The organism is Burkholderia sp. SCN-KJ (assembly GCF_024656005.1).
GTDB lineage: Bacteria > Pseudomonadota > Gammaproteobacteria > Burkholderiales > Burkholderiaceae > Burkholderia.
The window spans coordinates 1-22903 of record NZ_JANKOG010000044.1; the positions used below are offsets into that span (position 1 = coordinate 1).

Consider the following 22903-nt stretch of genomic DNA (forward strand, 5'->3'; position numbering starts at 1 on the left):
CCTGCTTCACTGCTCGTCCCCCGGCAATGAGGGTGAGCGCGCAATCCATTTTCGCGACTTCGCCACCTCCACCGCCTCACGAAGAACTTCGTTTTCCATGGTCTTTTTGCCGAGCAGTCGCTGAAGCTCACGGATTTGCTTGAGGGCATCGCTCAGTTCCGACGCCGGCACAACTTCTTCGCCAGCACTGACTGCCGAGAGGCTGCCGTCCTGGTAGAGCTTGCGCCAATGAAACAGCTGATTCGGATTCACGCCGTACAGGCGCGCCACCATCGAAACCGTCTTGCCCGGCTCGAAGGTCTCCCTGACCATCGACACTTTTTCTTCTACCGACCACCGCCGCCGGCGCTCGGGTCCCGTCAATACTTCCATCACTTCTTGCTTGGTGTTAGTCAAAAACACAGTCGTATGCCTACCCGTTATTGTAAGTGGGTGACTGTGTCCGAATGCCAAGGACCTTCGTGGCGGAAAGAGCACAATGACGCGATTCGTTGACGATCCGATGAGGAGGTCAGATATGGAAGCCGTATCCAGAATGGGTGTGGATCTAGCAAAGCGTGTTATTCAGTTGCACTGCGTCGATCGACAAGAGCACGTGATCTTGCGGCGCTCGATCCCCACGGAGCGATTTGCCGAATTCATGTCACGCCTGCAGCCCTGCGACGTCGCGATGGAGGCCTGCGCATCCGCCCATCACTGGGCGCGCAAACTCACCGCAATGGGCCACTCGGTGAAGCTGATCGCGCCGCAGTTTGTTGCCCCATACCGCAAGGGTGGTGCGAGGTGCAAGAATGATGCGGCGGACGCTGAAGCGATTTGTGAGGCTGCCGCACGGCCCACCATGCGTTTCGTTCAGGTCAAAACGGTAGAGCAACAAGGCATTGCCACGCTTCATCGCATGCGTCAGGGTTGGCTAGAGGAGCGCACTGCTCTCATCAATCGGCTGCGTGGCCTGCTGGCCGAATTCGGGATCACGATACCTCAACGAATCGAGGCCTTGCGGCGTATTCCCGAAATATTGGAAGACGCCAACAATGAGTTGCCCGGCATTACTCGCGGTGCTCTCTACGCAGCGTGGGAGCATCTCAAAGTTCTCGATGAGCGGATGCGGGAAGTGGATCGGCAGATCGAGCAGCACGCAAAACAGGATGACCGAGCCTCCCGCATTATGGCGCTGCCTGGCGTCGGTCCGATCACCGCGAGCGCGCTAATTGCCGCTGTCGGAAACGCACGCGAGTTCAAGAATGGCCGCCAGTTCGCGGCATGGCTAGGTCTCGCGCCTCGGCAAAACAGCTCTGGCGGGAAATCTCAACTTGGCAGCATTACAAAGCGTGGGGATTCCTATCTTCGTATGCTGCTTGTGCTTGGAGCTCGAAGTGCACTTATGACGGCGGGTCGACGCACTGACCGCTTATCCCGATGGCTCCAAGAAGTTCAGGGCAGGCTCGGCTGGCAAAAAGCCCTAGTGGCCCTCGCTAACAAGCACGCGCGCATTATCTGGGCCCTACTGACGCGAGACGAGTCGTTCAGGCCCGACCACGTGCCGGCATGCTTTACGCCTATGCAACCGCAAGAACAGTAAGCAGCAACAGCAGCGCCTTTCTCTGACGGATTGCAACGGACGAATCGACGACAGGTTGGACCGGCAGCAGGACAGCTCGATGAAACGCTCGGCATGCACAGCGCAATGCCGCTGTCCGGATGGAGCCCTGCTGAGCGGTTAGTATTCTGGCCCGAGCCGAGCGCGCTCGCAGGCCGATTGTAGGTGCGCAGTCCATCTCGTCGCCATCGTGCCGCAATGCAGAGATGTCAGAACGACATTGCAAGAACCCGAAGGTCCTTGTAGGCGTTTCAGGGGGCTGCTCCAGTGCTTTAACGCCGAGTCATATTCGCGCGGCCGAAACCGCAGAAAAAAAGACAGCACTCCAAAAACGGGTTATGCAGACCTTCCTTAACATCTCACCTTACTGTCGCCGACGGTGACCATGTCATGTAAATCCGACTCATTACTTTCAAAATCATGCCTTTGGCGCTTAAAGAACAAAAGTTTTGGCAGGCGAAGGCGAGCAAGGCACTCTTTTAACGCATACATTAACACTCTGCTTCGCCCGATCCACATGTAAATAGTGCCTGCCGGACGCACGTCGCCATATAGCCTGGACGACACTAGAGATCGGCGCTCCGAGATGCCCGCATATGGGGTGTGGTTATACTCTGCGAATGATCGAAGTTTTGTTTTGTGGAAACTCCAGCAAATAATTAAGGATATCGAAATGAAACGAGCTCTATACTTCGCATCCGTGTTGGTATTGGCCGCTGGCACAGCGCACGCACAAAGTGCTGTTACACTCTACGGGCGTGTCGCATCGGGTCTGGATTTCGTAAGCAACGTCGCTACTGCTAACGGGCAGTCAAAGACCAATTATCGTTTCGGCAGTAACCAGTACGGCATCAGTTGGTGGGGATTGACTGGCGATGAGGATCTCGGAGGTGGACTGCACGCTGTCTTCAAGCTCGAAAGTGAATTTACGCTCGGTCAGGGCCAATTGCCGGATGCTAGTCTATTTAATCGATACGCATATGTCGGCCTTGCCGATGCTCAGTACGGCGCATTATGGATCGGTCGCGTCATGAGCCTGACGGACGAAACGGGCTATTATCTAGACCCGTTCGGCGAGCAAGCAACAGGTATCGCGAACTTTGCAAAAGGGCGAGCTTGGGGGTCACGTGCCAATACGGTCACGTATAACTCGCCGAAGTTGGCGGGATTCTCGTTCAGACTGCAGAACGGTTTCGGTAACGACGCAGCGAGTTTTCGAAATTCTCGACAGTTCAGCGCTAGCGCCACGTATTCGAAAGGTGGGTTCAACGGCTACGGGCTTTACGAGGAAATACGCGATGCAAACGGAAAATTCTCGAGTCTCTATAGCGCCTCACGCGAATACATGATTGGCGCCACCTATCAGGTGAGCGCACTGAAGCTTTACGCAGGTTATCAGCAACTCGTCTCGTCGGGAAAGGACACTGTTGCTGATTCGACGAACCCGGTCAAAGCCACAAGGAATCAGCAAGAATGGCTAGGAGCGACATATCAGGTTAATTCCGCGCTTTCCTTTCAGGTCGGATGGTTCCACGGGAACGTCAACCATGGAGGAGGTAGCGGAAACTTAGGCGTAGTAGGCACGACATATAGCCTTTCGAAGCGCACTTTCCTCTATGCGACCTTCGGAGCAATGTTCAACGGAGGGATCGCTTCGTTTCCTGTCGAAACAGCCGACTCACTGCCGCTTCAGGGGCGTAACCAGCAAGGCGGATATATTGGTATGATGCATTACTTCTAATGCCGGCGAGTCGTTGCGGCTCGATCGTCTTAAAAGTGTGACCTTGTAACCGGTCGGAAGATGCCAACATCTTCTGACCATCTTTTTCTATGACCGTTACTCCGACCGGGAAGTCTGTGGCGTCGCTAATCGACGTATGTGTCGCGATGAGAACGGTGACTTTGAGAAGAAGCACATCGCAGGGTCGGTGGATGCAATGAAGTTAGATGGAGAGACTCTTAACAGCAGGCACGTTTGGCGATGTTTGAGATTTGAGGCGGCCGCTAACGGTGAAGCCCGCGAGACCGATGAAGTCTGTCTGGCGGTTACCAGTCGGTGTCAGTTGACCGGCGCTATTTGAGACAAGCTCGCCGCGCGGTTAAGCTCACTCGGAGGGTAGCCATATGCCTGTCGAAATACACGGCTAAAGTGCGAGAAATTGCTGAAACCATATTTGATCGCCACGTCTGCAATGCGGGTTGACTTCGCTTCAAGCAAGGTACGATAGCTTGCTTGGAGCCTTTGTTGCCATAGCCAGCGAATGGCAGTCGTGCCGTCGGTCGCGAATGCGCGACTCAAGCTCCTCGCGGAGGCGCCAACTGCTCGCGCGATACTGTCGATCTCCAGGTCCGGGTCGTCAAGGTGCGCCAGCATATGACGCTTGGCGCGTTCCCGAAGTCCGACCAATCTGTCAGTGCCGGCGTCGAAACCGGTAATATCGTGCTCAAACGTTGCCGAAATAACGTTCAACAATGAGCTTGCCAACTTGAATGCCGGCGCGTCTTTGCCGGACATATCTAGTGAAATTGCTCCCGCCAACGTCGCGTTCACGATCGCTCCGAGAGGGGAGTCCTTACTGATTGTTATTGCCGTCAAGTTCTCCGCGTTCGGCAGGTGTGAGAGCATTAAATTTCTAGGTACCTGCAGCAAATGCAATTTGTAAGGTTGGGGGAATTCGTAGATATATGGCCTCGCGGTGTCGTACATCACGAATTCACCGGGCCTCGCGATGGTGTCCCGTCCCGCTTGGCTAAGTCGGCCTTCGCCCTCCAGCAGGACGCTTATAAGAAAGTCATCTATCGGGGCCTGCTGGAGGGTAATCGACGAGCGGTCGTATTCAAGCGCCGAACATTCAATGGTGCTGAGCGACAGTCGACCAAGCGCGCTGCGGCGGACGGACGCCTGGAACAAATCGTCCTCAGTACGTCGGGTATCCGTCCGGCAGACGAGACGACAGACAGTTTCATGCCAGTAGCCATAGCGCTCACGCTCATTGACGCTTGTCACGTTGATCTCGGCGTCTACTTTCATAGTCCTGCCTTACAATTTTAAAAAAATTGCGGGATGGATCGCTCGTCTCTATATATGAGACTCTTATGCTATCCTGAAAATAGGGATTTACCCCGAGTTCATTGACTTTTCGTCTCTCTGTTCGTCTTGCATAAGCCCATCTGGCTTACGTCCACTCGATTAGGTGTGCGGAACAAAACTCCCTCGCGCCGAATGCGGAAAGCCCCGATAGTCCGTAGACGGGATGTTCCCTGGGAGGAGGGGAGCATCGTTTTGCGACTGGCTGTCTCAGGACAGCAAGCAGGCAAGTTCAGAGCAGCCTTCCGCTCGCCGCGTAATTAAAGTGACATCACCGAGTTACGCTGTCTAGGCGGCGTCTAAGTTGAAAAAATAGATCCGGAGGCAAGTTATGGAAAAGCGGTCGTTTGTAGAAGCAGGATCAAGCTTTGCATTTGTCGCCGCGTGCATGATGCTCAGCACGCCGCCGGGGCCGACGGGAAAAGGAAAATCGGGCTTTCCCTGCGATGACGCAAGAGTACCTTCAATCGCACACGCGAGAAATCGCTTGAGGTTTCTACGTGAAATATTTCAACTCCTACATCCTCGCTGCCTTTGCACGTAAGAAACGGACCGTTGTGCTGGACGCTATTCGAACATAGTGAATCGGAATGGTACGGAATTCGATTGGCTGCTTTTGTGACGGCAAAAGCAAAGGTATATCGCAAATAAGTTTGAGGGAGCCTGGCGAGTAAGTGACGCCTTTCGACGGAGTGTGACTCGCATAATTTGACCGACGCGAAAGCCTGCATTACGAAGGAAATCATATGAGTGCTGTCCAGATTCAAATGCGACCCGCGCCACCGATTAGTAGTGTTGCGCGCGTTGAGGATGTTTCGAAGTCATTTGGGCCAACGAAGGCCTTGACCGACGTACGCCTCCTAGTTTCGGAAGGCCGCTCCCATGCGTTGCTCGGGCGAAATGGTGCAGGCAAGTCAACCCTGGTTTCGGTGCTTACGGGATTGCAAATTCCCGACAGCGGTTCCGTCACCCTGTATGACCAACCCGCCCCGAATCACTCAGACCGGGCTGCTTGGTTGAGTAAAGTTGCGTGCGTGTATCAACGTGCGTGTCTTGCGCCGTCTTTGAGTGTGGCTGAGAACCTGTTCTTTAATCGAACTGAGACGTCCGGCAGGGGCGTCACGCGAATCAATTGGCGCCGCTTGTACGAACGCGCGGACGCTCTGCTGCGTGAATGGGGGCTGGAAACTGATCCGCGAATTGAGGCGGGAAAGCTGAGTGTTGAGGAAAGCAAGCTAGTCGAGCTGACACGGGCGCTTTCGTTCGGTTGCCGTTTCATCATTCTCGACGAGCCTACGGCAGGTCTTGACCGAAGAGAGGTAGATGCATTGATAAGTAAGATCACGGCTCTGCGAGAGCGTGGCATTACGTTTCTGTATATCTCTCACTACCTGGAGGAAATTTTTCAAATTTGCCAAGACGTCACGGTGTTGCGAGATGGTCGCTCAGTATTAAGTGCATCGGTCGCCGACCTTTCACAGGCGCGACTCGTCGAGGCAATGGTTGGGCCTGGTGAATTTGGCGGTGCCCGTGTTCGGCATGCTGGCTGTCTTAATGAGGACAAGAAGAACGATCAGCCGGTCGTGCTCGACGTGTCTGGCTTGAACTCCAAGAATCAATTTTCTGATATCGACCTGCAAATTCGACGAGGCCAAATTTTAGGTCTTGCCGGTTTAGCTGGTTCCGGTAAGGATCATTTCGCTATGTGCCTTGCAGGACTGGTTAAGCCAGACTCAGGCTCAGTGACGCTGGATGGAGTGCGCCTGATGCCGGGCGATGTGGCTCAGTGCATTCGCGCAGGCATTGGTTTCGTTGGAAAAAATCGGCACCACGATGGTTTTGCTAGTCACATGAGCATCGAGGAAAACGCGTCGATGTCGATCATGCGCGATTCATCGTGCTTTGGCGTGGTCAATTTCACGGCACGTCGCAAGTACGCAGCGCGCTGCATTAACGACCTGAGTATTCGAGCTCAATCGGGGCAGCAATCCGTGGCGGAACTAAGCGGTGGAAACCAGCAAAAGGTCGTGTTCGCGCGGGCGCTTGCTTCAAATCCGAAGGTACTTATTCTCGTCAATCCACTGGCGGGTGTTGATGTAGCCTCAAACCGGATTCTCTATGAAGCGGTGGTCGCTGTGGCCAAGAACGGTACTGCTGTCCTCATCGTGTCCGACGAGTTGAGCGAGTTGGAAATCTGTGATTCGGTCCAAGTGATGTTCAAAGGCAGGTTGACCGATCAGCTTCAAGCAGGGTGGGCTGGGCATGAGTTGGTTTCTTCGATTGAAGGTGTAGGAGTGGAAGGATGAAAAACGCAATCACCGCGTCTCACAATGCCCGGCTACACATCTCGGGTGCATCTCAGCTCGTCAAGAATTTCGCGATTCTTCCGTTCATCATCATTCTGGTGGTTGGGGGAGCTTCCGTTAGTAACGTGTTCCTCAGTTTGAACAACTTGCTTAACATTTTGAACATGTCTTCCATTCTGATGATGGTGGTCGCCGCTCAGTTGCTGGTGCTGCTAGTCGGAGAGATTGACCTGTCGGTCGAATCGGTGGTTACCCTTGCGCCTATGTGCGCGGCGCTCATGATGGCACCTACCACTAGTGGCGGCGTTGGTTACGAGTGGAATGGGTTCGCAGGAATTCTGATCGCTGTTCTCGTCGGAACCGTTTCTGGAGTCATCAATGCGTTCCTGGTCGTCAACATCCGGCTAAATGCTTTCATTACGACCCTCGCCATGCTCATTTTATTGAGAGGTCTCGCATTGGGGGTCGGCAAAGGTAACACCGTCTACGGGTTGCCGGACGAGTTTCTTTACCTTGGACAAGGTAGGGTCGCGGGCGTTCCGATGCCTATCTGGGTCGCCGGTGTCGTAGTGATCTCCATGAGCATCTTCTTACGTTATCACTGGCTCGGACGATCGGTCTACGTCGTGGGAAGCAACCCGGAGGCCGCCCGCACTGCCGGAATCAACGTCTCTCGTGTGAAGTGGATGGTATTCGTTGCATCCGGTGTGCTCTCCGCTATCGCGGGCGTCATGTTGACTGGCCGCATTGCCGCAGCGACCTCGGTACAAGGCGCCAATCTCGTTTTCTCAGTGCTCGCTGCGGCAGTCATCGGGGGCGTGAGTCTAAACGGTGGTCGCGGTTCGGTAATTGGCGCGTTCCTGGGTGTGCTTCTACTAGGACTCGTCCAAAACATCATGGTGCTCGCGCAGGTTGCCACGTACTGGATCGACGCGACTTTCGGTCTGATTATCGTCGTCGCGCTCCTTCTGACACGTGTCGTTGGTGGTGCTCAGGTTCGCTAGTGCGAAGTGTGCAGCACGATCTATTTAAATACCCATTTTGTTGAGGGAGTTGCTAATGAGTTTTCTCGAGAAGTTTGGCATCAAGCGTGGCCAGGTCTTCATCGACGGTGCCTGGGTTGACTCAGCTAGCTCTGAGCGTCGCGAAATTCTCAATCCGAAAGACGAAACGCTTGTCGAGGTCGTCGCCGCGGGCTGCGTGGAGGATGCCGAGCGTGCGGTTGCGGCGGCTCGCGCAGCGCTACCGGCATGGGCCGCGTTGTCAGCACGTGAACGGGTCGACGTGCTCGAAAAATATAACGCGCTGATTTCGGAGCACGCCAGTGACCTCGTCGAGATTCTGACTGCCGAACAGGGCAAGCTCACCGCCGAGGGACAGGGAGAACTCTGGTTCGCGGGCCAGCTTATGAAGCACGCGGCGGAAAGCGCTCGACGCATCGAAGGAGAAATTCTTCCGGGCGACAATCGCGATGAACAAATCTGGATTCAAAAAGTACCTTATGGCGTGGTCGCTGGCATCACCGCGTGGAACTTCCCCGTGGCGCTTTTCGCTCGCAAGCTCGGCCCGGCTCTCGCGACAGGAAACACGATTGTCATCAAGCCTCACGAAATCACGCCGCTGAGCACTCTCGTTCTTGCTGAGCTTGGGCGTCGTGCTGGCATCCCGGCGGGCGTGTTGAATGTCATCGTCGGTGACGGCCGAACCGTCGGCGCTCATCTGGTCACGCACCCGCACACGGACCTCGTGTCAGTAACAGGTAGCGCGCGGGCAGGCGAAGAGATCTACGCGCTTGGGGCTAAGCGGATGAAGCCGCTGCGCCTGGAGCTTGGCGGCAAGTCACCGTTCATCGTGATGGATGACGCGGACGTTGACCGTGCTGTCGAGGCGGCATTTTCGTCGAAGTTCTTCTCGGCTGGCACAACGTGTACGGCAAACGACCGGATGTACTTGCACGCGAGTATTTACGACCAATTTGTCGAGAAATTTGTGAAGCGCGTCAATGCGCTGACCATCGGTGACCCGAAAGAGCCGGTCGACATTGGTCCTCGCGTGAACGCGAGCGAAGTCGCGAAGCTTCGGCGAATCTGTGCGACGGCAACCGTTGAAGGCGCCGTTCAATTGAACGAGAAGCGCGAGGAGCTTGACCATAAGCGGGGACACTGGTTTGGGCCAGCAGTCTTTGAAGTACCCAAGAACGACCTGATGCTGATGAAGGAAGAGAACTTTGGACCCGTTATTGGATTGATGAAAGTATTGGATTTCGATGAAGCAATCAAATATGCGAACGAGACCGAGTATGGGTTGTCGGCTTTCCTATTCACTCGTGACAATCGTCGGATCATGCGAATGATTCAGGAGCTCCACTTCGGAGAGCACTTCATCAATCGTGGAAATGGAGAGAGCGTCTTCGGTTTCCACACAGGTTACAAACGCAGTGGCTTGGGAGGCGAGGACGGCAAGCACGGGGTTGAAGGCTATCTTCGCAAGAAGACTGTATATAACCACTTTGCGTAATCATTCCGTGGGAAAATGAAATGAATAGTGATAGTAATTCCAAAATTTATGACGTTCTGATTGTCGGAGCAGGCCCGAGTGGAGCGGTCGCGGCCAAGAGATTCGCTGAGGAAGGGTATTCAGTCATCTGTCTCGAGCAAGGCGAATACCCGGACTATACGAGCATTCGCAGCTCCGAGCCGGAGTTTGAACTCACGAAAGAAAAGGTTTTCAATTGGTCGCCGAACGTGCGCCGGGCAACATCCGATTACCCTATCGACGACAGCGAATCTGATATTGCGCCGTTGATGTGGAATGGCGTCGGCGGGAGTTCGATTTTGTACGGAGCGGCATGGCATCGACTTAAGCCCAGCGATTTCCGGGTCAAAACGCTCGACGGCGTTGCTGATGACTGGCCGCTAACGTATGAAGACCTCGCGCCATTCTATGATCGAGTTGACGTGGATTTTTCGGTTTCGGGAATTGCTGGAGACCCGGCGAGCCCGCACTTCGAAGTTCCGTTGCCGCCGTTCCCACTCACCGACCTGGATCGCAAGTTTTCAAATGCCCACGAGCGCCTCGGATGGCATTGGTGGCCGGGCTCCAACGCGATTGCAACGGTAAAACACGGGGCTCTCGAGCCTTGTGTGCGCCGTGGGGCCTGCATGTGGGGTTGCTTCGATGGCGCAAAAGCCTCGGTCGACCGCACGCACTGGCCGAAGAACATCAAGATGGGCGTGAAGCTTGTGCAAAAAGCGCGTGTGCTGCGCGTTGAAACCGACGGTGCTGGGCTCGCGACGGGCGCGACATATGTTAACCGCGACACCGGTCAGACGCACTTTCAGGCGGCGCGCATTGTTATCGTTTCCGCTAATGGCATCGGCACTCCGCGGCTTTTGCTCAATTCGGCTTCTACGAGCCACCCTAATGGTTTGGGGAACTCGTCAGGGATGGTCGGGAAGCGCCTCATGATGCATCCATTCAGCAGCGTGGTCGGTCTCTTCGAAGAGTTTTTTGAGAACTGGCAGGGCCCGTGGGGCCAGCGTGCCTATTCGCTGGAGTTCGCCGAGACGCGGCCGGGGCTGGGTTTCGTACGCGGGGCGAAGTGGCAATTGATGGGGACAGGCGGACCGCTCAATGCAATCAACTCCTACCCATGGGGCGATACCGCGGTCTGGGGACAAGACTTTCACAAGACCATCAAGCAGCGATTTGGCCGTTCCGCGTATTGGGCCATCCTCGCCGAAGACCTGCCAAGCGACGAGAACCGCGTGATGCTTGACCCTGACGCGAGGGATGTGGACGGTCTGCCTCTCGCGAAGGTGATTTATCACACGTCCGAGAACTCAAGGCGTCTTCTTGCCTACAACGAAGAGATGGCTATCCAGTCGATGAAGGAAGCTGGCGCCTACGAGACAATTGTTGCGCCTCAGTTGCGGGAAACAGGTTGGCACATTCTAGGCACCTCGTGTATGGGCAACGACCGAGATAGGTCGGTGGTAGATGGGTATGGCCGCAGCCACGATGTTTCCAACTTATATGTCATGGATGGAAGCGTGATGCCGACCTCCGGGTCTGTGAACCCGACCGGAACCGTCGCGGCTCTCGCGCTCCGTAATACTGAAGCCATTATCCGGAATGCCGCAAATCAAAAAGTGAGTACGAGCCATGTCTGAACAAGTCATCAAAATGGGCGGCCGGGCCCAAATGCAACTCGCTCACGCGAAGGCGGCGCTTGAGTCGGTTCGCGCACAACTTGCGTGGACCTGCGAGGTTCTGATTCCCGATGACCCAGTTGGAGAGTTGCCGTCAGCCCTCGAAGCCGACGTGCCGGGAAGTCTGTTGCCGAGGGCGCTTGTCGCACGGGATGACCTGCAGGAGCAGTTCGTTGCAGTTCTTGCGAGCCTTCCGGAAAATCCACCGGAAAATCCACTCGAACGTCTCAAGGGGCTCGGGAGCGCATTCGACCTAATTTCCCAATTGATTGCGGGCGCTTATTTCTTGGATATAGAAATTAACAGGAAGCTGCGCTACCCGGGACAGGATGCGCTCGATTACAACCCAGACTACGACGAGATTACGGCTACTGTCGAGCGATTCATGGCGACCGGTCCTCGTTACATTCCGACTCCAGTCTGACGCTTGCTGAATAGGGGGTGACACATATGCCCCCGAGCTTTTGAGGTGCGATACCTCGCTCGCCTCTACGGTCAGCGCGCTGCGGCATATATAGTTGGGTTGGAGTTTTTCATGAAAGTCCTTGTGCCCGTTAAGAGAGTGGTCAATTCCAACGTGAAGGTTCGTGTGAAATCTGACGGCAGGGGCGTCGACGTTGCAAACGTGAAGATGTCAATGAATCCATTCGACGAAATTTCCGTGGAAGAGGCCGTGCGTCTGAGAGAGGCGGGTAGTGCGACCGAAGTCATCGCAGTGACTTGTGGCACGGCCCTGAGCCAAGAAACACTTCGCACTGAGACGGCCATTGGCGCCGACCGCGGCATCCTGGTCGAGACAGAGGTAGACCTTGAGCCGCTCGGCGAAGCGAAATTGCCGAGCGCGATATTTGACAAAGAGGAGCCTTCGCTCGTAATCCTCGGCAAGCAGTCCATCGACGATGACTCGAATCAGACCGGGCCGATGTTGGCCGCTCTAGTGGATCTGCCGCAAGCGAACTTTGCGTCCAAGGTGTCGATTGCTGACGGCGCTGCAACAGTCTGGCGCGAAGTAGCCGGGGCGCGGAGTGCCTGTCGATGAAGCCGCCCGCCGTGATCCCAACCTACCTACGTCTGAATGAGCCTCGGTATGTGACCTTGCCGAGTATCACGAAAGCAAAGAAGAAGCCTCTGGTGACGGTATGCCCCGGGCGACTGGATGTGGACGTCGCACTGCGCTTGACAACGCTCAAGGCAGTCGAGCCGCCGGCGTGGGTCGGCAGTCTTCAGGTAGCCGACGTCGGCGCATTGGTTGACAAGATGAAGATTGAAGCCGAGGTGCTTTAACGGAGAGGGACAAATGGGGATTTTGGTCATCGCGGAACACGATAACATTTCGCTTAAGACGTTGACCCTCAATACAGTTACCGCGGCCGCGAAGATAGGTGGTGATGTACAGGTTCTCGTCGCAGGGAACAACGCTCGTGCGGTTGCGAACGCGGCATCGAAAGTCGAAGGAGTCGCCAAGTTCATGCTGGCAGACGCTTTCTATCTCGAACCGGCACTTGTCGAGGTGATTGAAGCCGTTGTCTTAAGTATTGTCGAAGGCTACACGCAAATTTTCGCGGCTGCGACGGCATCCGGTAAGAACATTGCACCGCGAAGCGCAGCGAAGCTTGATGTAGCAGAAATCAGTGAACTGACTGCGTTGATTGCGAAGGATACCTTCGAGCGTCCGATTTGCGCCGGGAACGCGATCGCGACAGTTCGCTCCGCGGACCGCGTTATCGTCGCCACGGTTCGGGCGACAGCATTCGATGCTGCGCGATTCGCGGATAATTCGGTACCCATCTCCCACATCGACGTGCCGGCCGATTCGGGGCTGACAGAATTTGTCGAGCGAGTAATTACGCAATCGGACCGGCCTGACCTTTCGACCGCTTCCATCGTTGTTTCGGGTCGCCGGGGCACTTGGCAGTGCGGAGAACTACGAACGCGTATTGGTGTCACTGGCCAAGCGCCTGAGTGCTGCATTAGGTGCGTCACGCGTTGCTACGGACGCCGGTTACGTTCCGAACGATTTTCAGGTGGGATAGAGCGAGAAAAATTTTCGCTCCGTACGTCTATATCGCGGTTGGCATTACACGCGCGATGCGGCATTTCGCCGGCATGAAGGACTCGAAGGCCATTGTTGCAATCAACAAGGACGCGGAGGCTTCGATTTTTAGTGTTTCTGACTACGGCCTTGTTGCGGATCTCTTTACTGCGGTGCCAGAACTTGTCACCCCGCTCCGGTAGCAGAGTTTGCCACCGGTTCTCAGCATGCGCCCTTTGCGCGCCGTCAGCGTCGTGGCGTAAATGCGCATTTTGCGCGACTACTCGATAGCAGTCTGATTCTAAGAAGGAGACAACGTGAACATCGTAAAAACCGTGAGCTTAGTTATGGCCGCTGTTGCAGTGGCCGCATCTTTCCCCGCAACCGCGGCCGACACAAGTGGTGCCAAGATCGGGATTTCTTGGTCATATATTAACAATACGTTTTATCAGGCCGAATCGTCGCTCGTGACGGAGGGTCTTAAGCAGCAGGGATTGATCCCACTGCCCGTAGCGAATGCCAATGGCGACCTCTCGAAGCAACTGAGCGACATGGAGACGCTGATTGCTCAGGGCGTGAAGGCTCTGGTCGTTGTGCCGATCGACAGCAAGGCGGTCGGTCCCGTCGTCGACCGGGCCGCGCAGCGGGGCATTCCGATGGTGGGGCCGGACATTGGCATCGACGACAAGCAGGTGTTTGTCAACGTTACGACGGACAACTATCTCATGGGTGAGATGGAGTGTGAGAGTCTCGGCCCGCTCGTAAAGAAGGGCAACGTCGCGTACATCACAGGCAATTTGGCAGACCTCGCGGGGCGGAACCGCCACGACGGCTTCATGGACTGCATGAAGAAGAAATTCCCGAACACGAAAGTAGTCGTAGGCGAATCGAAATGGGACACCCGGGTTGCGGCGGACCAGTTGCAAGCGCTTCTCATCGCCCACCCTGACATCAAAGGCGTGTCGCTCGCTTCGGATTGCCAGTACCTGACGGCCATTCTCCAAGTGCTCCGCACGAACGGGCGGTTGAAGCCTGCTGGCGATCCAGCGCACGTCTTTTTGGCGACCATCGACGGAGGACCCGAGGCAATGAACGCGATTCGTGCCGGACAAGTCGATATTACGATTGCCCAAAACCTTCTCGGGTATGCAAAGTACACCTCGATGTACGTTAAGAGCGCCCTCGAGGGAAAAAGGGTTTCGATCGGTAAGACGGACCATGGTTCGGAAGTCGTTAGCCGTAATGGTGTTCTGTACGACATGATCCCGGCGATTCTGGTGTCGAAGAACAATGTCAACGACCCCCAAATCTGGGGCAACGTGATTCAAAGGAAATAACGATCGGATCTCGCGATGGTTGTGCGGTTGGTAGCTAGGATTAAGCGGAACGGATTCGATACTCGACGGGACTCATTCCGTCGAGTTTCAGCTTGATAACCTCGCGATTGAACTCCGACTTTAGAAAGCCGCCTGAATTCGCGTATCGAATTTTTCGGCTTCGGCGCGTCGGGCATTGTGGCGCTGGATGCACAACAGAAGTTTCCGCTCTTCGGCGTGCCGTGTATTGCCCATCAGGACTCGCATCAGCAGTTCATTGCGGCTTCAATGCTCAAGCCCGGTGACGCCGTGGTGGCGATTTCGAATACAGGTGCGACGCGTTCGCTGATCGAGGTGGCGCGCACGGCAAAGGAGCGCGGTGCGCACGTGGTGCTCATCACCGGATCACACGGACCGCTCGTGCGATATTGTGATGTCGCGGTTGTCGCGGAGACACTTGAAAACACCGACGTGTACACGCCGACCACGTCGCGTCTCGCTGCACTCGTGGTAGTGGATATTCTGTCGACGAGCGTGGCGCTCAGGAAAGGAGAGGCGCACACACGCGATGTTCAGGACATGAAGCGCCATCTCGCGGATATGCGTACTTCCGGCGTGATCTAGTTCTATCGTTTCGAAGTTCGAGTTCGACGCTTTCATGCGAAAAATTTGAGCTTGTAAAATAATTAGTGATACTACTTTAATTGAAATGAAAATACTCGTTGCTGTTAAGAGAGTGGTCGATTACAACGTGAAAATCCGGGTCAAGTCGGATGGCACGGGCGTCGATATCGCGAACGTGAAGATGTCGATGAATCCGTTCGACGAGATCGCGGTTGAAAAAGCCGTGCGTCTGAAGGAATCGGGCGTGGCGACTGAAGTGATTGCTGTGTCGGCTGGCGTGACGCAATCGCAGGAAACGCTGCGCACGGCGCTGGCCATCGGCGCGGATCGCGCGATCCTGATCGAGTCCGCCGGAGATCTGCAGCCGCTGGCGGTGGCCAAGTTGCTGAAGACGCTGGTCGACAAGGAACAGCCGCAACTGATCATCCTCGGCAAACAGGCGATCGACGACGATTCAAACCAGACTGGACAGATGCTGGCTGCGCTGGCAGGCCTGCCGCAGGCAACGTTCGGGTCGAAGGTCGTGATCGCCGACGGTAAAGCGACCGTGTCGCGCGAAGTGGACGGCGGCGCAGAAACGTTATCGCTGACGTTGCCTGCTGTCGTCACGACGGACTTGCGCCTGAACGAGCCGCGTTACGTCACGCTGCCGAACATCATGAAGGCGAAGAAAAAACCGCTGGAGGTCATCAAGCCGGAAGATCTCGGCGTTGATGTCACGCCGCACCTGAAGACGCTGAAGGTCGCCGAGCCGCCGAAGCGCTCCGCCGGTGTGAAGGTGCCGGACGTGAAGACGCTGGTCGAGAAGCTGAAGACCGAAGCCAAGGTGCTGTGAAGGAGACAGAGCAAATGGCGAATCTGGTAATTGCTGAACACGACAACGCGTCGATCAAGGCTGCGACGCTGAACACGGTGGCCGCCGCGCAGAAGATCGGCGGCTACGTGCATGTGCTGGTCGCGGGTCACAACGCTCAGTCTGTGGCCGATGCCGCTGCGAAAATCGCAGGCGTCGCGAAGGTGCTGCTCGCCGACGCGTCACAACTGGCAGAAGGTCTCGCGGAAAACGTCGAGGCAACGGTGCTGAATATCGCGAAGGACTATTCGCACATCCTCGCTCCCGCGACGGCTTACGGCAAGAACATTGCACCGCGTATCGCAGCGAAGCTCGACGTCGCGCAGATCAGCGACATCACGGCAGTGGATTCGCCCGACACGTTCGAGCGTCCGATCTACGCCGGCAACGCGATCGCCACAGTGCAATCGGTCGACCCGATCAAGGTCATCACGGTTCGTACCACGGGTTTTGACGCAGTCGCAGCCGAAGGCGGCAGCGCCGCGGTCGAGAAAATCGAGGCAGCAGCAGACAGCGGCCTCTCGCAGTTCGTGGGCCGCGAAGTGACGAAGCTGGACCGTCCGGAACTGACGTCGGCGAAGATCATCGTCTCGGGTGGCCGCGGTCTGGGCAGCGGCGAGAACTACGCGCAGGTGCTCGAACCGCTGGCGGACAAGCTGAACGCGGCGCTCGGCGCATCGCGTGCGGCAGTCGATGCGGGCTTCGTGCCGAATGACTATCAGGTCGGTCAGACCGGCAAAATCGTTGCGCCGCAACTGTATGTTGCCGTGGGCATTTCTGGCGCGATCCAGCATCTGGCCGGGATGAAGGACAGCAAGGTCATCGTTGCGATCAATAAAGACGAAGAGGCGCCTATCTTTAGCGTCGCGGACTACGGCCTAGTGGGCGATCTGTTCACACTTGTACCGGAGCTCACGCGCGCGGCCAATGAGAACTCCCAGTGAAGCAATGGAACGCGCGGACAATGGAGCGCTTGTACGGACATTTGAACTCAGCTGCTACAAACAAAAATTTGCTAGTACATATTATGTAAAATTATGAATACCTAACCGATTTGAACCCCGCATGTGCCATTGAAATATCGATGCCGCGACACCGCATCGACCGATCGGGTATCCACCTGCGTCGACCGGCCAACGCGACCGTACTAGATTCCCGTGTCAGAGGACGGTCGTGTGTCGCGCTTCAAATTGCAGCTTGCTACCATGGGGTGCCTTTGATTTCTATGCGCTTTTCCGGTTAGACGCCTTTAAGCCTGGCAAGGCTTTGCCTTGTGGCCCCAAAAAATGATTCCAACAAAACAATGGGTTAGTGTCTACCCTTCGCTAACGAAGCAGAGGGCATCTCCAGACGTGACCGTGTTGAAGATGAGCGGTCCCTCGACCGGCGGCGCCAGTACACCCCGTCGTTAGGCGCTCCGACTGGTTGACGGAATGGGGTTGTCGGCCGCGATGCTCGGTAAGATCCGCTTTGCGTACAGTGACACGGGAAAATTGAAGGTGCCGCGCAAGTTGATGCCCTCGATATGAGTGGGGGCGATTCGCCGGAGTTGCTCGGTCGCGATCGGTTGCCCTCGGCTAGCTTCGATGTTCGCCAGGGCTCGTTGCATGTGGGTGGTGTTCCAAGCCATCAAGATGTTCGAGAGCAGGGTCAACGCCGATGACACTGCCGCGAGAGATCCTTGGCGCCGAGCTAGCTCTACCGGAATGCGACCGATGTGAATTGCGCGTTGCACGGTATGCACCGCTTCTCCCTGATTCAGGGCATGTTGCAACTCCGACCGGAAAGAGGCATTGGTGAAGTAGTCGATCAAAAAGATACTTCTGAATAAGCGGCCGATCTGAACGCCGCCATCGTACACAGCCTGCCCTCGAGCAGCTGATCCGAATCTGGCAATCGCTTCGACAGCCGTGCATTGACCAGAGCGAATCGATGCGGCGATCCTCACGAATTCGTCCCACACGTCAACGATGAGACCAAGTCGGACGTCCCGATCCGTGACCCCTGCGAGCCGCGCCGGTATCGCCTGACTGCGAGGCACGTGTAGACGTCTGTCACGAAGGTGTGACAGGCGAGGGCATAAATCAAAGCCAAGTGCCCGGGACACTCCCATCGCGAAATCGGTGTAGACGTGGGTATCGACAGCGAGCTGAGCGATGTCCTTGGTAGCGTTTTGCCGGACGACGCCCTCGATTGCTGCACCTGCCTGCCGCTCATTCAGGACGATGGGTTGGTCGTAGAAAATGCCCCAACGATCCAGCACATGCGTGTACATCCCGATGGATGCAGTCCGGCGACGTGGATCCGCACGCGCTCGCCAAATCGTCCGGGTTGTCTCCAGCGACATCATGTCGGACGATGCTAGATCAGCTCGCCCCCAGTGGGCGGCGATCGGGTGTTCGTGCATGAATTCAAGGACGGCGTCGGCCGCTGTACGCAGCATTCGTTCGTCCGCGAGACGCTTCATCATTTGGCGAATCGCCTCAGTTGACACTTCCGGGACCATCCGAGAAATATCAGCAGCCGTCAGCGATGTGCCGTGAGCCAGGATCGCCGAATACACCATCAGTAACTCGGTGCGCGACCGCGGCTCGCGTCCAAGCAGGGTCCAACTGAAGCGTGTCGCACTATCGATCTCGAGGATGATCTCGGGAAATTGGCCTGGCGGATGAGCTTCGAAGATCTGACGGCGAAGTTGATCGGCTTGTGCGTCTGGATCCTGCGCAGCCATCGGGTCGAGGTGGACAGCAGTATCAACACGGATCGAACCATTGACCACGGCATCATCGAGTAGTGCGAGGCGCTGTTCGAGCTGTTCAAGGATTGGTCCGAGAAATTCGTTCGGGTCTTGGGGCAGGCCGAGGTGTCCGTAGTGATTGTTACGCTTTGCCTTCCACTGCTCGGCCGAGATCAGCATATGCAGCTGACTTCTGAACGAGAAGCTGTGGTCGATGAAAACTGAGCCGTAGAACGCATCCGGATCCACCTCGGCGCGGAAGACCTCGAGCGTCGGCACCTCGCCGACCGCCCTGCCCTCGGCGCCCCCCGCATGCGCGTCGCGCGGCAGGCCGCCCGGCTTTAGGCACAACAGGTGCGCGGCGATCGTCAGCGTATCGCCCAGCGTCGGGAGTGTGCGGCGCGTGACGCGCACGTCGGTGCCCCGCACGTCGTAGTGCGCGTGCAGCAACGGCTCGTCCGGCCCCTCGAGGTACGCGCGCTACAGCGCAAAGTGGGCAGGCGTCAGACGCAGCAGGGTCATCTCAGATCCCCGCCGTTCGCAGCCACGAGAAGCGCCGCACGGCAGAGCCGACCCCAGCGCTGCATGCGATCAGCGTCCCGGCGCTGGCCAGCAGATGCGCGAGCACCACACCAAACGTGTCGTGTGTGGTCGGCCACTGCTGCAGCTTCCAGCCGAGATCAAAGTTGAGCCACGCCAGCCCGCCCACCAGCGCGATGAAACGGCCCGGCGCGTCGAGCGCGAGCCGGCTCAGGTGATCTGGTCGCGCCAGCCACCAGCCAATCACGAGCAACCCCACCGGCACCACTAGCGGCCCCGTGTGGCCATAGGTCATCGGCCATGCGAACGTTGCGGCAGCACTCGCGATCAGGATGAACAGCAGTGCCCGCCCCCAGCGCGGAAACGTGGATCCGTTCTCGCCTGCCGGGTGATAGGCGAAGTTGTAGATTTGCAGAACCGCCATGCCGAAAGCCGCCATGCCGATCCCGCTGAGCGCGTGCTCGAGCACCGACACCGCATCCACGAACTGCAGCGTCTCGCGAATCGCGTGACGAACCGCCAGCACCTGGCGGTCGCCGGCGCGAGCCGCCGCACGTTCCCAATTGCCCCATTCGAACAGCCACCAGCCGAACCAAAACGCGGCGATCGCGAGGATCAGATGCCAGGAGCGGCGAGCATTTCCGCGCCAGTCCGCGGTGGCAACCCTTCGCCGCAGGCGATGGGCCAGGGAAAGACGCGGATCGATTGTGCTCATACCGGATCCTCAATCAAACGCATGTTGTAGCGGAACCGTATAGCGCCGTTCGGCGCCGGCGGCGCACTCGAGCACGTCTACGGTGTGCGTATCGAGCAGCTCGCGCTCGAGGCTGCTGGCGATGTAGCAGTTGAACAGCAGCCTGATCCCGAGGCCCTCGCGCACGAAACCGAGCAGAAACGGGTAACCGCCGTCGTTGACGATCAGGAACGCGTCGATCTGCGGATCGGGCATCGCGTCGGTGTGGCGCAAGGTCACGAAGAACTCCGCCTCCCGCAAAGCCAGTTCGTGGGTATAGCCGCGTTCGGCCGCGAGCAGCGGCGCCGCGTACGCCGTGGGTGCGGGTCGGCCGTCACCGGTACTCGCGTCTTGCATTGAGGTCCTGGTGGTTTGGGCTACGCGTCGGGGCGCGGGCGCAGCGCCAGCGCCGCGCGCAGGTTCGATTCAGTCTGCGCGAGCCGGCGCTGCAGCGCGTGCTTCTGGTCGACCACGGCCGCAAACGCTCCTCGCTCGCCTTGAGCTCGTGCGCGGCATCGAGCGACGCCTGCTCGACGTCGGCCGGCAGCGTGCCGCGGTACCGCCGCACGCAGTCCTGCAGTCGCGCGGGGCTCGACGAGCGGTAACCCGGCGGGACGGCCGCGCGCGTACTGCAATCGTCCTGGGTAGGGTGATCCGTATCGGTAGGCGGCATGGTCGGATTCGTCAACGGGTGAACGTCACGCGAGCGTGTATCAGGTGGCGGCCGGCGCAGAGCCATCGCCCGGAATCCCGAGCCGAGCCATAAGTGCGATCGCAGCGTCATGGCACGCGCCCATCGCGTCGATGTCCGCCTGATCCTCGTACGGCGCATCCGGCTCCTCGCAACCGGGCGGTACCGGTCCGATGTCCTGGCCGCGCCGCACTGTGTCGATCAGTTGCTGGGAGTCCCGTTCCGACGCGAGGAACCTGCAGTGGTCGATGCCGTATGCATTGGTCAGCGACCAGCCGCCGTGATCGGGTTCGTGCCACAGCGTGTAGCCTTCGAAATCGAACGACGTCCCCTCCCCATTCGCTTCAGCCTCCACCACCTGCATCAGCTCCGCCGCGGACGGCTGCGACGCCTCCCATGCTGCCTGACGCGCGTCGGCCTCGGCGCGTGCCGCGTCATAGGCGTCGCGCGCCGCGAGCCACACGGCGGCCGCCTGGCTCAACGTGCCGACCTCGGGCACGTCGTCGAAGAACGGCAGCACGGCGTGCGGATAATCGGCCGCAATCCCGAAGATCGCATCCATCACGAGACACACGGCATCGGCCGCGTGGACCGCCCGATCGAGCGCCCCGCGCGCGCAGGCACGCGTCCAGGCCCGCCATATCGACCCCGCCCGTCCCGCCGTAGAGCGCGGCAAAGCGCGCTTTTTCGGCCTCGACGTAGCTGATGGTCATGATAGAGCGGCGGATTGGCCTGGATGTGCGGCGAGGCATCCGCCCGGTCGAGTCTGGCCACGGCCAGCTGCCGGCCGGCCTGTTTCGCGTGCGCGCGGCGGCCGCGTGCCGGCCGTGCGGGTCGAGGTCGAGCCGTTCCATCGCGTGGTGGCCGGCCGCCTCGAGCGCGTTGTTGAGCTCGCACGTGCTCATGCGGCCACTCCAGGCATGCGCTGACGACGTCGCGCAAACGCGTCCGACCAGAGTGCCGACCGGACCGGTATCCGTGTCGAGCGCGCGTCGACGACGTTGAATTGCATGGTGGTTTCCTCGGAAGCAGTCGTTACGCCGGTGTCGGCGGGTCGATTGTGTCGGCCGCCGCGGGCGCTGCATGCGCCGGCGGCAGCGTGCCGAGCAGGTAATCGAGCAGCGGCGGCAGCAGGCTACAGAGCCCGATATGGTGCTGCAGGTGGATGCGGTAGCCCGGCAGCTTCGCCGCGTCGAAATGACCGCCGAGATGAAACTGGCCCGGCACCTCGAGCGCCGCCCGGCTCGCCAACGTGAATCGGCCGCAATGGCTAAACGGATGGAAGAATCGTTGGGCGCCGGCCAGCGCGTCAACCGCTTCCGGGTTGACGCCAAGCGTCGCCGCGTTCCAGCCCAGCTGCTCGACCGCGCGTTGCCCCTACACGAGCCGGTTGTCGGCCAGCACCAATTCCCAATAGCGGCCCCGGAGGTCGCCTTGCTTCGGGCGCGCCACGATCACGAGCCCCTGATCGGCCGAGCACAGCAAGGTCATCGCGACGCCTTCGATCGCCTGGCGCATCACGTTGCCCGCGGCCGGAAGCTTGCCCGCCGTCAGCAGCTTGGTGGCCACCACCACGTCGTCGAGCACGCCGAGCGCGAGTGCAATCGTGAGGTTGGTGCGCGGCAGGTCCACGCGTTCACCGGCGATCAGCACCGGTTGTAGGTGCCGGAAGCTGTTGGCCAGCCCCTGCAACAACGCATCGAGCTCGGGCGCTAGATGCTGCGCGAACGCGTCGCGCACGTTCTGATCGGCATCGAGCAGTTCCGGGAGCACGACCGGCGGGTTGGTCAGATCATCGGCGGGCGTGTTCATGTCGCTCCGAAGTGGCGGCAGTGCGTTGGGTCAATGCCGAACGGCCGGGTAGACGAAATCGGCGTCCGGCGTGAACGCATACGGCGTCGGGTCGTCGCGGAACAGCACGTAGCCCTCGATGCCCTGCGCCCGCGACCCCTGCACGGCCCGCCACGCGTTCTCGACCGTGAAGGCTTCCAACTTGCCCGGATCGATCGGGCCGCCGTCGGCAGTGGGCTCGTCGCTCTCGATCAGGCGCACCACCGGCGCCGCGGTGCCGAGCTTGCGGCCGAAGATGCGGGATTTCATCGTGGACTCCTGTCGGCCGGCGGCAGGTGTGGTGAGCGGTACGGAAAGCGCAACGGGCTGCACGGCGCCGAG

The 22903-nt window shown here is 58.2% G+C and carries 18 protein-coding genes and 4 pseudogenes; 13 read left to right on the forward strand and 9 right to left on the reverse strand.

Translation table 11 applies throughout. The features are described 5' to 3' along the window. A pseudogene (locus NQV17_RS35765) lies at positions 1-372 on the reverse strand (transposase); the annotation flags it as partial. 145 nt (positions 373-517) lie between these two features. On the opposite strand from NQV17_RS35765, the gene NQV17_RS35770 reads away from it, so the two are divergent. After that, complete coding sequence (locus NQV17_RS35770; protein WP_062885190.1) at positions 518-1582, forward strand: IS110 family transposase; 1065 nt, start codon at positions 518-520, stop codon at positions 1580-1582. Positions 1583-2273: 691 nt separating this feature from the next. Beyond that, positions 2274-3341, forward strand: coding sequence for a porin (locus NQV17_RS35775; protein ID WP_257775861.1), 1068 nt, complete (start codon positions 2274-2276; stop codon positions 3339-3341). Between the two features lie 318 nt (positions 3342-3659). Here the strand turns inward: NQV17_RS35775 and NQV17_RS35780 are convergent, their stop codons facing one another. Further along, entirely contained in the window at positions 3660-4631 is a 972-nt protein-coding gene (locus NQV17_RS35780) for a helix-turn-helix domain-containing protein (RefSeq protein WP_257775862.1), read from the reverse strand. A gap of 803 nt (positions 4632-5434) precedes the next feature. Here NQV17_RS35780 and NQV17_RS35785 point away from each other — a divergent pair. The 11 genes and pseudogenes from NQV17_RS35785 (at position 5435) to NQV17_RS35835 (ending at position 16974) form a co-directional block, all read left to right on the forward strand. Further along, positions 5435-6994: a sugar ABC transporter ATP-binding protein gene (locus NQV17_RS35785; RefSeq protein WP_257775863.1), complete on the forward strand. Its 1560-nt coding sequence runs from the start codon at positions 5435-5437 to the stop codon at positions 6992-6994. Next, complete coding sequence (locus tag NQV17_RS35790; RefSeq protein WP_257775864.1) at positions 6991-7998, forward strand: ABC transporter permease; 1008 nt, start codon at positions 6991-6993, stop codon at positions 7996-7998. The genes NQV17_RS35785 and NQV17_RS35790 overlap by 4 nt, the downstream gene beginning before the upstream one ends. A 55-nt stretch (positions 7999-8053) precedes the next feature. Next, entirely contained in the window at positions 8054-9511 is a 1458-nt protein-coding gene (locus NQV17_RS35795) for an aldehyde dehydrogenase family protein (RefSeq protein WP_257775865.1), read from the forward strand. A 20-nt stretch (positions 9512-9531) separates the two neighbouring features. Beyond that, complete coding sequence (locus NQV17_RS35800; RefSeq protein WP_257775866.1) at positions 9532-11166, forward strand: GMC family oxidoreductase; 1635 nt, start codon at positions 9532-9534, stop codon at positions 11164-11166. Further along, positions 11159-11629 (forward strand): hypothetical protein, encoded by a 471-nt coding sequence (locus NQV17_RS35805; RefSeq protein ID WP_257775867.1) that lies wholly within the window; start codon positions 11159-11161, stop codon positions 11627-11629. The genes NQV17_RS35800 and NQV17_RS35805 overlap by 8 nt, the downstream gene beginning before the upstream one ends. Before the next feature lie 111 nt (positions 11630-11740). After that, positions 11741-12489: pseudogene (locus tag NQV17_RS35810) on the forward strand (electron transfer flavoprotein subunit beta/FixA family protein). 13 nt (positions 12490-12502) lie between these two features. After that, positions 12503-13440: pseudogene (locus NQV17_RS35815) on the forward strand (FAD-binding protein). Between the two features lie 114 nt (positions 13441-13554). Beyond that, entirely contained in the window at positions 13555-14574 is a 1020-nt protein-coding gene (locus tag NQV17_RS35820; protein WP_257775868.1) for a sugar ABC transporter substrate-binding protein, read from the forward strand. A gap of 144 nt (positions 14575-14718) precedes the next feature. Further along, entirely contained in the window at positions 14719-15177 is a 459-nt protein-coding gene (locus NQV17_RS35825) for an SIS domain-containing protein (RefSeq protein WP_257775883.1), read from the forward strand. Between the two features lie 85 nt (positions 15178-15262). Continuing rightward, the gene (locus NQV17_RS35830; RefSeq protein WP_257775869.1) at positions 15263-16012 is read left to right on the forward strand and encodes an electron transfer flavoprotein subunit beta/FixA family protein; all 750 of its coding nucleotides are present in this window, start codon (positions 15263-15265) and stop codon (positions 16010-16012) included. 14 nt (positions 16013-16026) lie between these two features. Further along, the gene (locus tag NQV17_RS35835; protein ID WP_257775870.1) at positions 16027-16974 is read left to right on the forward strand and encodes an electron transfer flavoprotein subunit alpha/FixB family protein; all 948 of its coding nucleotides are present in this window, start codon (positions 16027-16029) and stop codon (positions 16972-16974) included. Positions 16975-17438: 464 nt separating this feature from the next. On the opposite strand, the pseudogene NQV17_RS35840 reads toward NQV17_RS35835, so the two are convergent. From NQV17_RS35840 to NQV17_RS35870, 7 genes and pseudogenes are all read right to left on the reverse strand, one after another. Continuing rightward, a pseudogene (locus tag NQV17_RS35840) lies at positions 17439-18995 on the reverse strand (Tn3 family transposase); the annotation flags it as partial. Positions 18996-19290: 295 nt separating this feature from the next. Further along, entirely contained in the window at positions 19291-20022 is a 732-nt protein-coding gene (locus NQV17_RS35845) for a hypothetical protein (protein WP_257775871.1), read from the reverse strand. Between the two features lie 9 nt (positions 20023-20031). Continuing rightward, on the reverse strand, positions 20032-20397 hold the full coding sequence (locus tag NQV17_RS35850) for a hypothetical protein (protein ID WP_257775872.1): 366 nt from the start codon (positions 20395-20397) through the stop codon (positions 20032-20034). A 356-nt stretch (positions 20398-20753) separates the two neighbouring features. Beyond that, positions 20754-21293, reverse strand: coding sequence for a hypothetical protein (locus NQV17_RS35855; protein ID WP_257775873.1), 540 nt, complete (start codon positions 21291-21293; stop codon positions 20754-20756). A gap of 473 nt (positions 21294-21766) precedes the next feature. Then, complete coding sequence (locus tag NQV17_RS35860) at positions 21767-21982, reverse strand: hypothetical protein (RefSeq protein WP_257775874.1); 216 nt, start codon at positions 21980-21982, stop codon at positions 21767-21769. Positions 21983-22108: 126 nt separating this feature from the next. Further along, positions 22109-22543: a hypothetical protein gene (locus NQV17_RS35865; RefSeq protein WP_257775875.1), complete on the reverse strand. Its 435-nt coding sequence runs from the start codon at positions 22541-22543 to the stop codon at positions 22109-22111. Between the two features lie 30 nt (positions 22544-22573). Further along, positions 22574-22831, reverse strand: a complete 258-nt coding sequence (locus NQV17_RS35870) for a hypothetical protein (RefSeq protein ID WP_257775876.1) — start codon at positions 22829-22831, stop codon at positions 22574-22576. Positions 22832-22903: the final 72 nt, after the last annotated feature.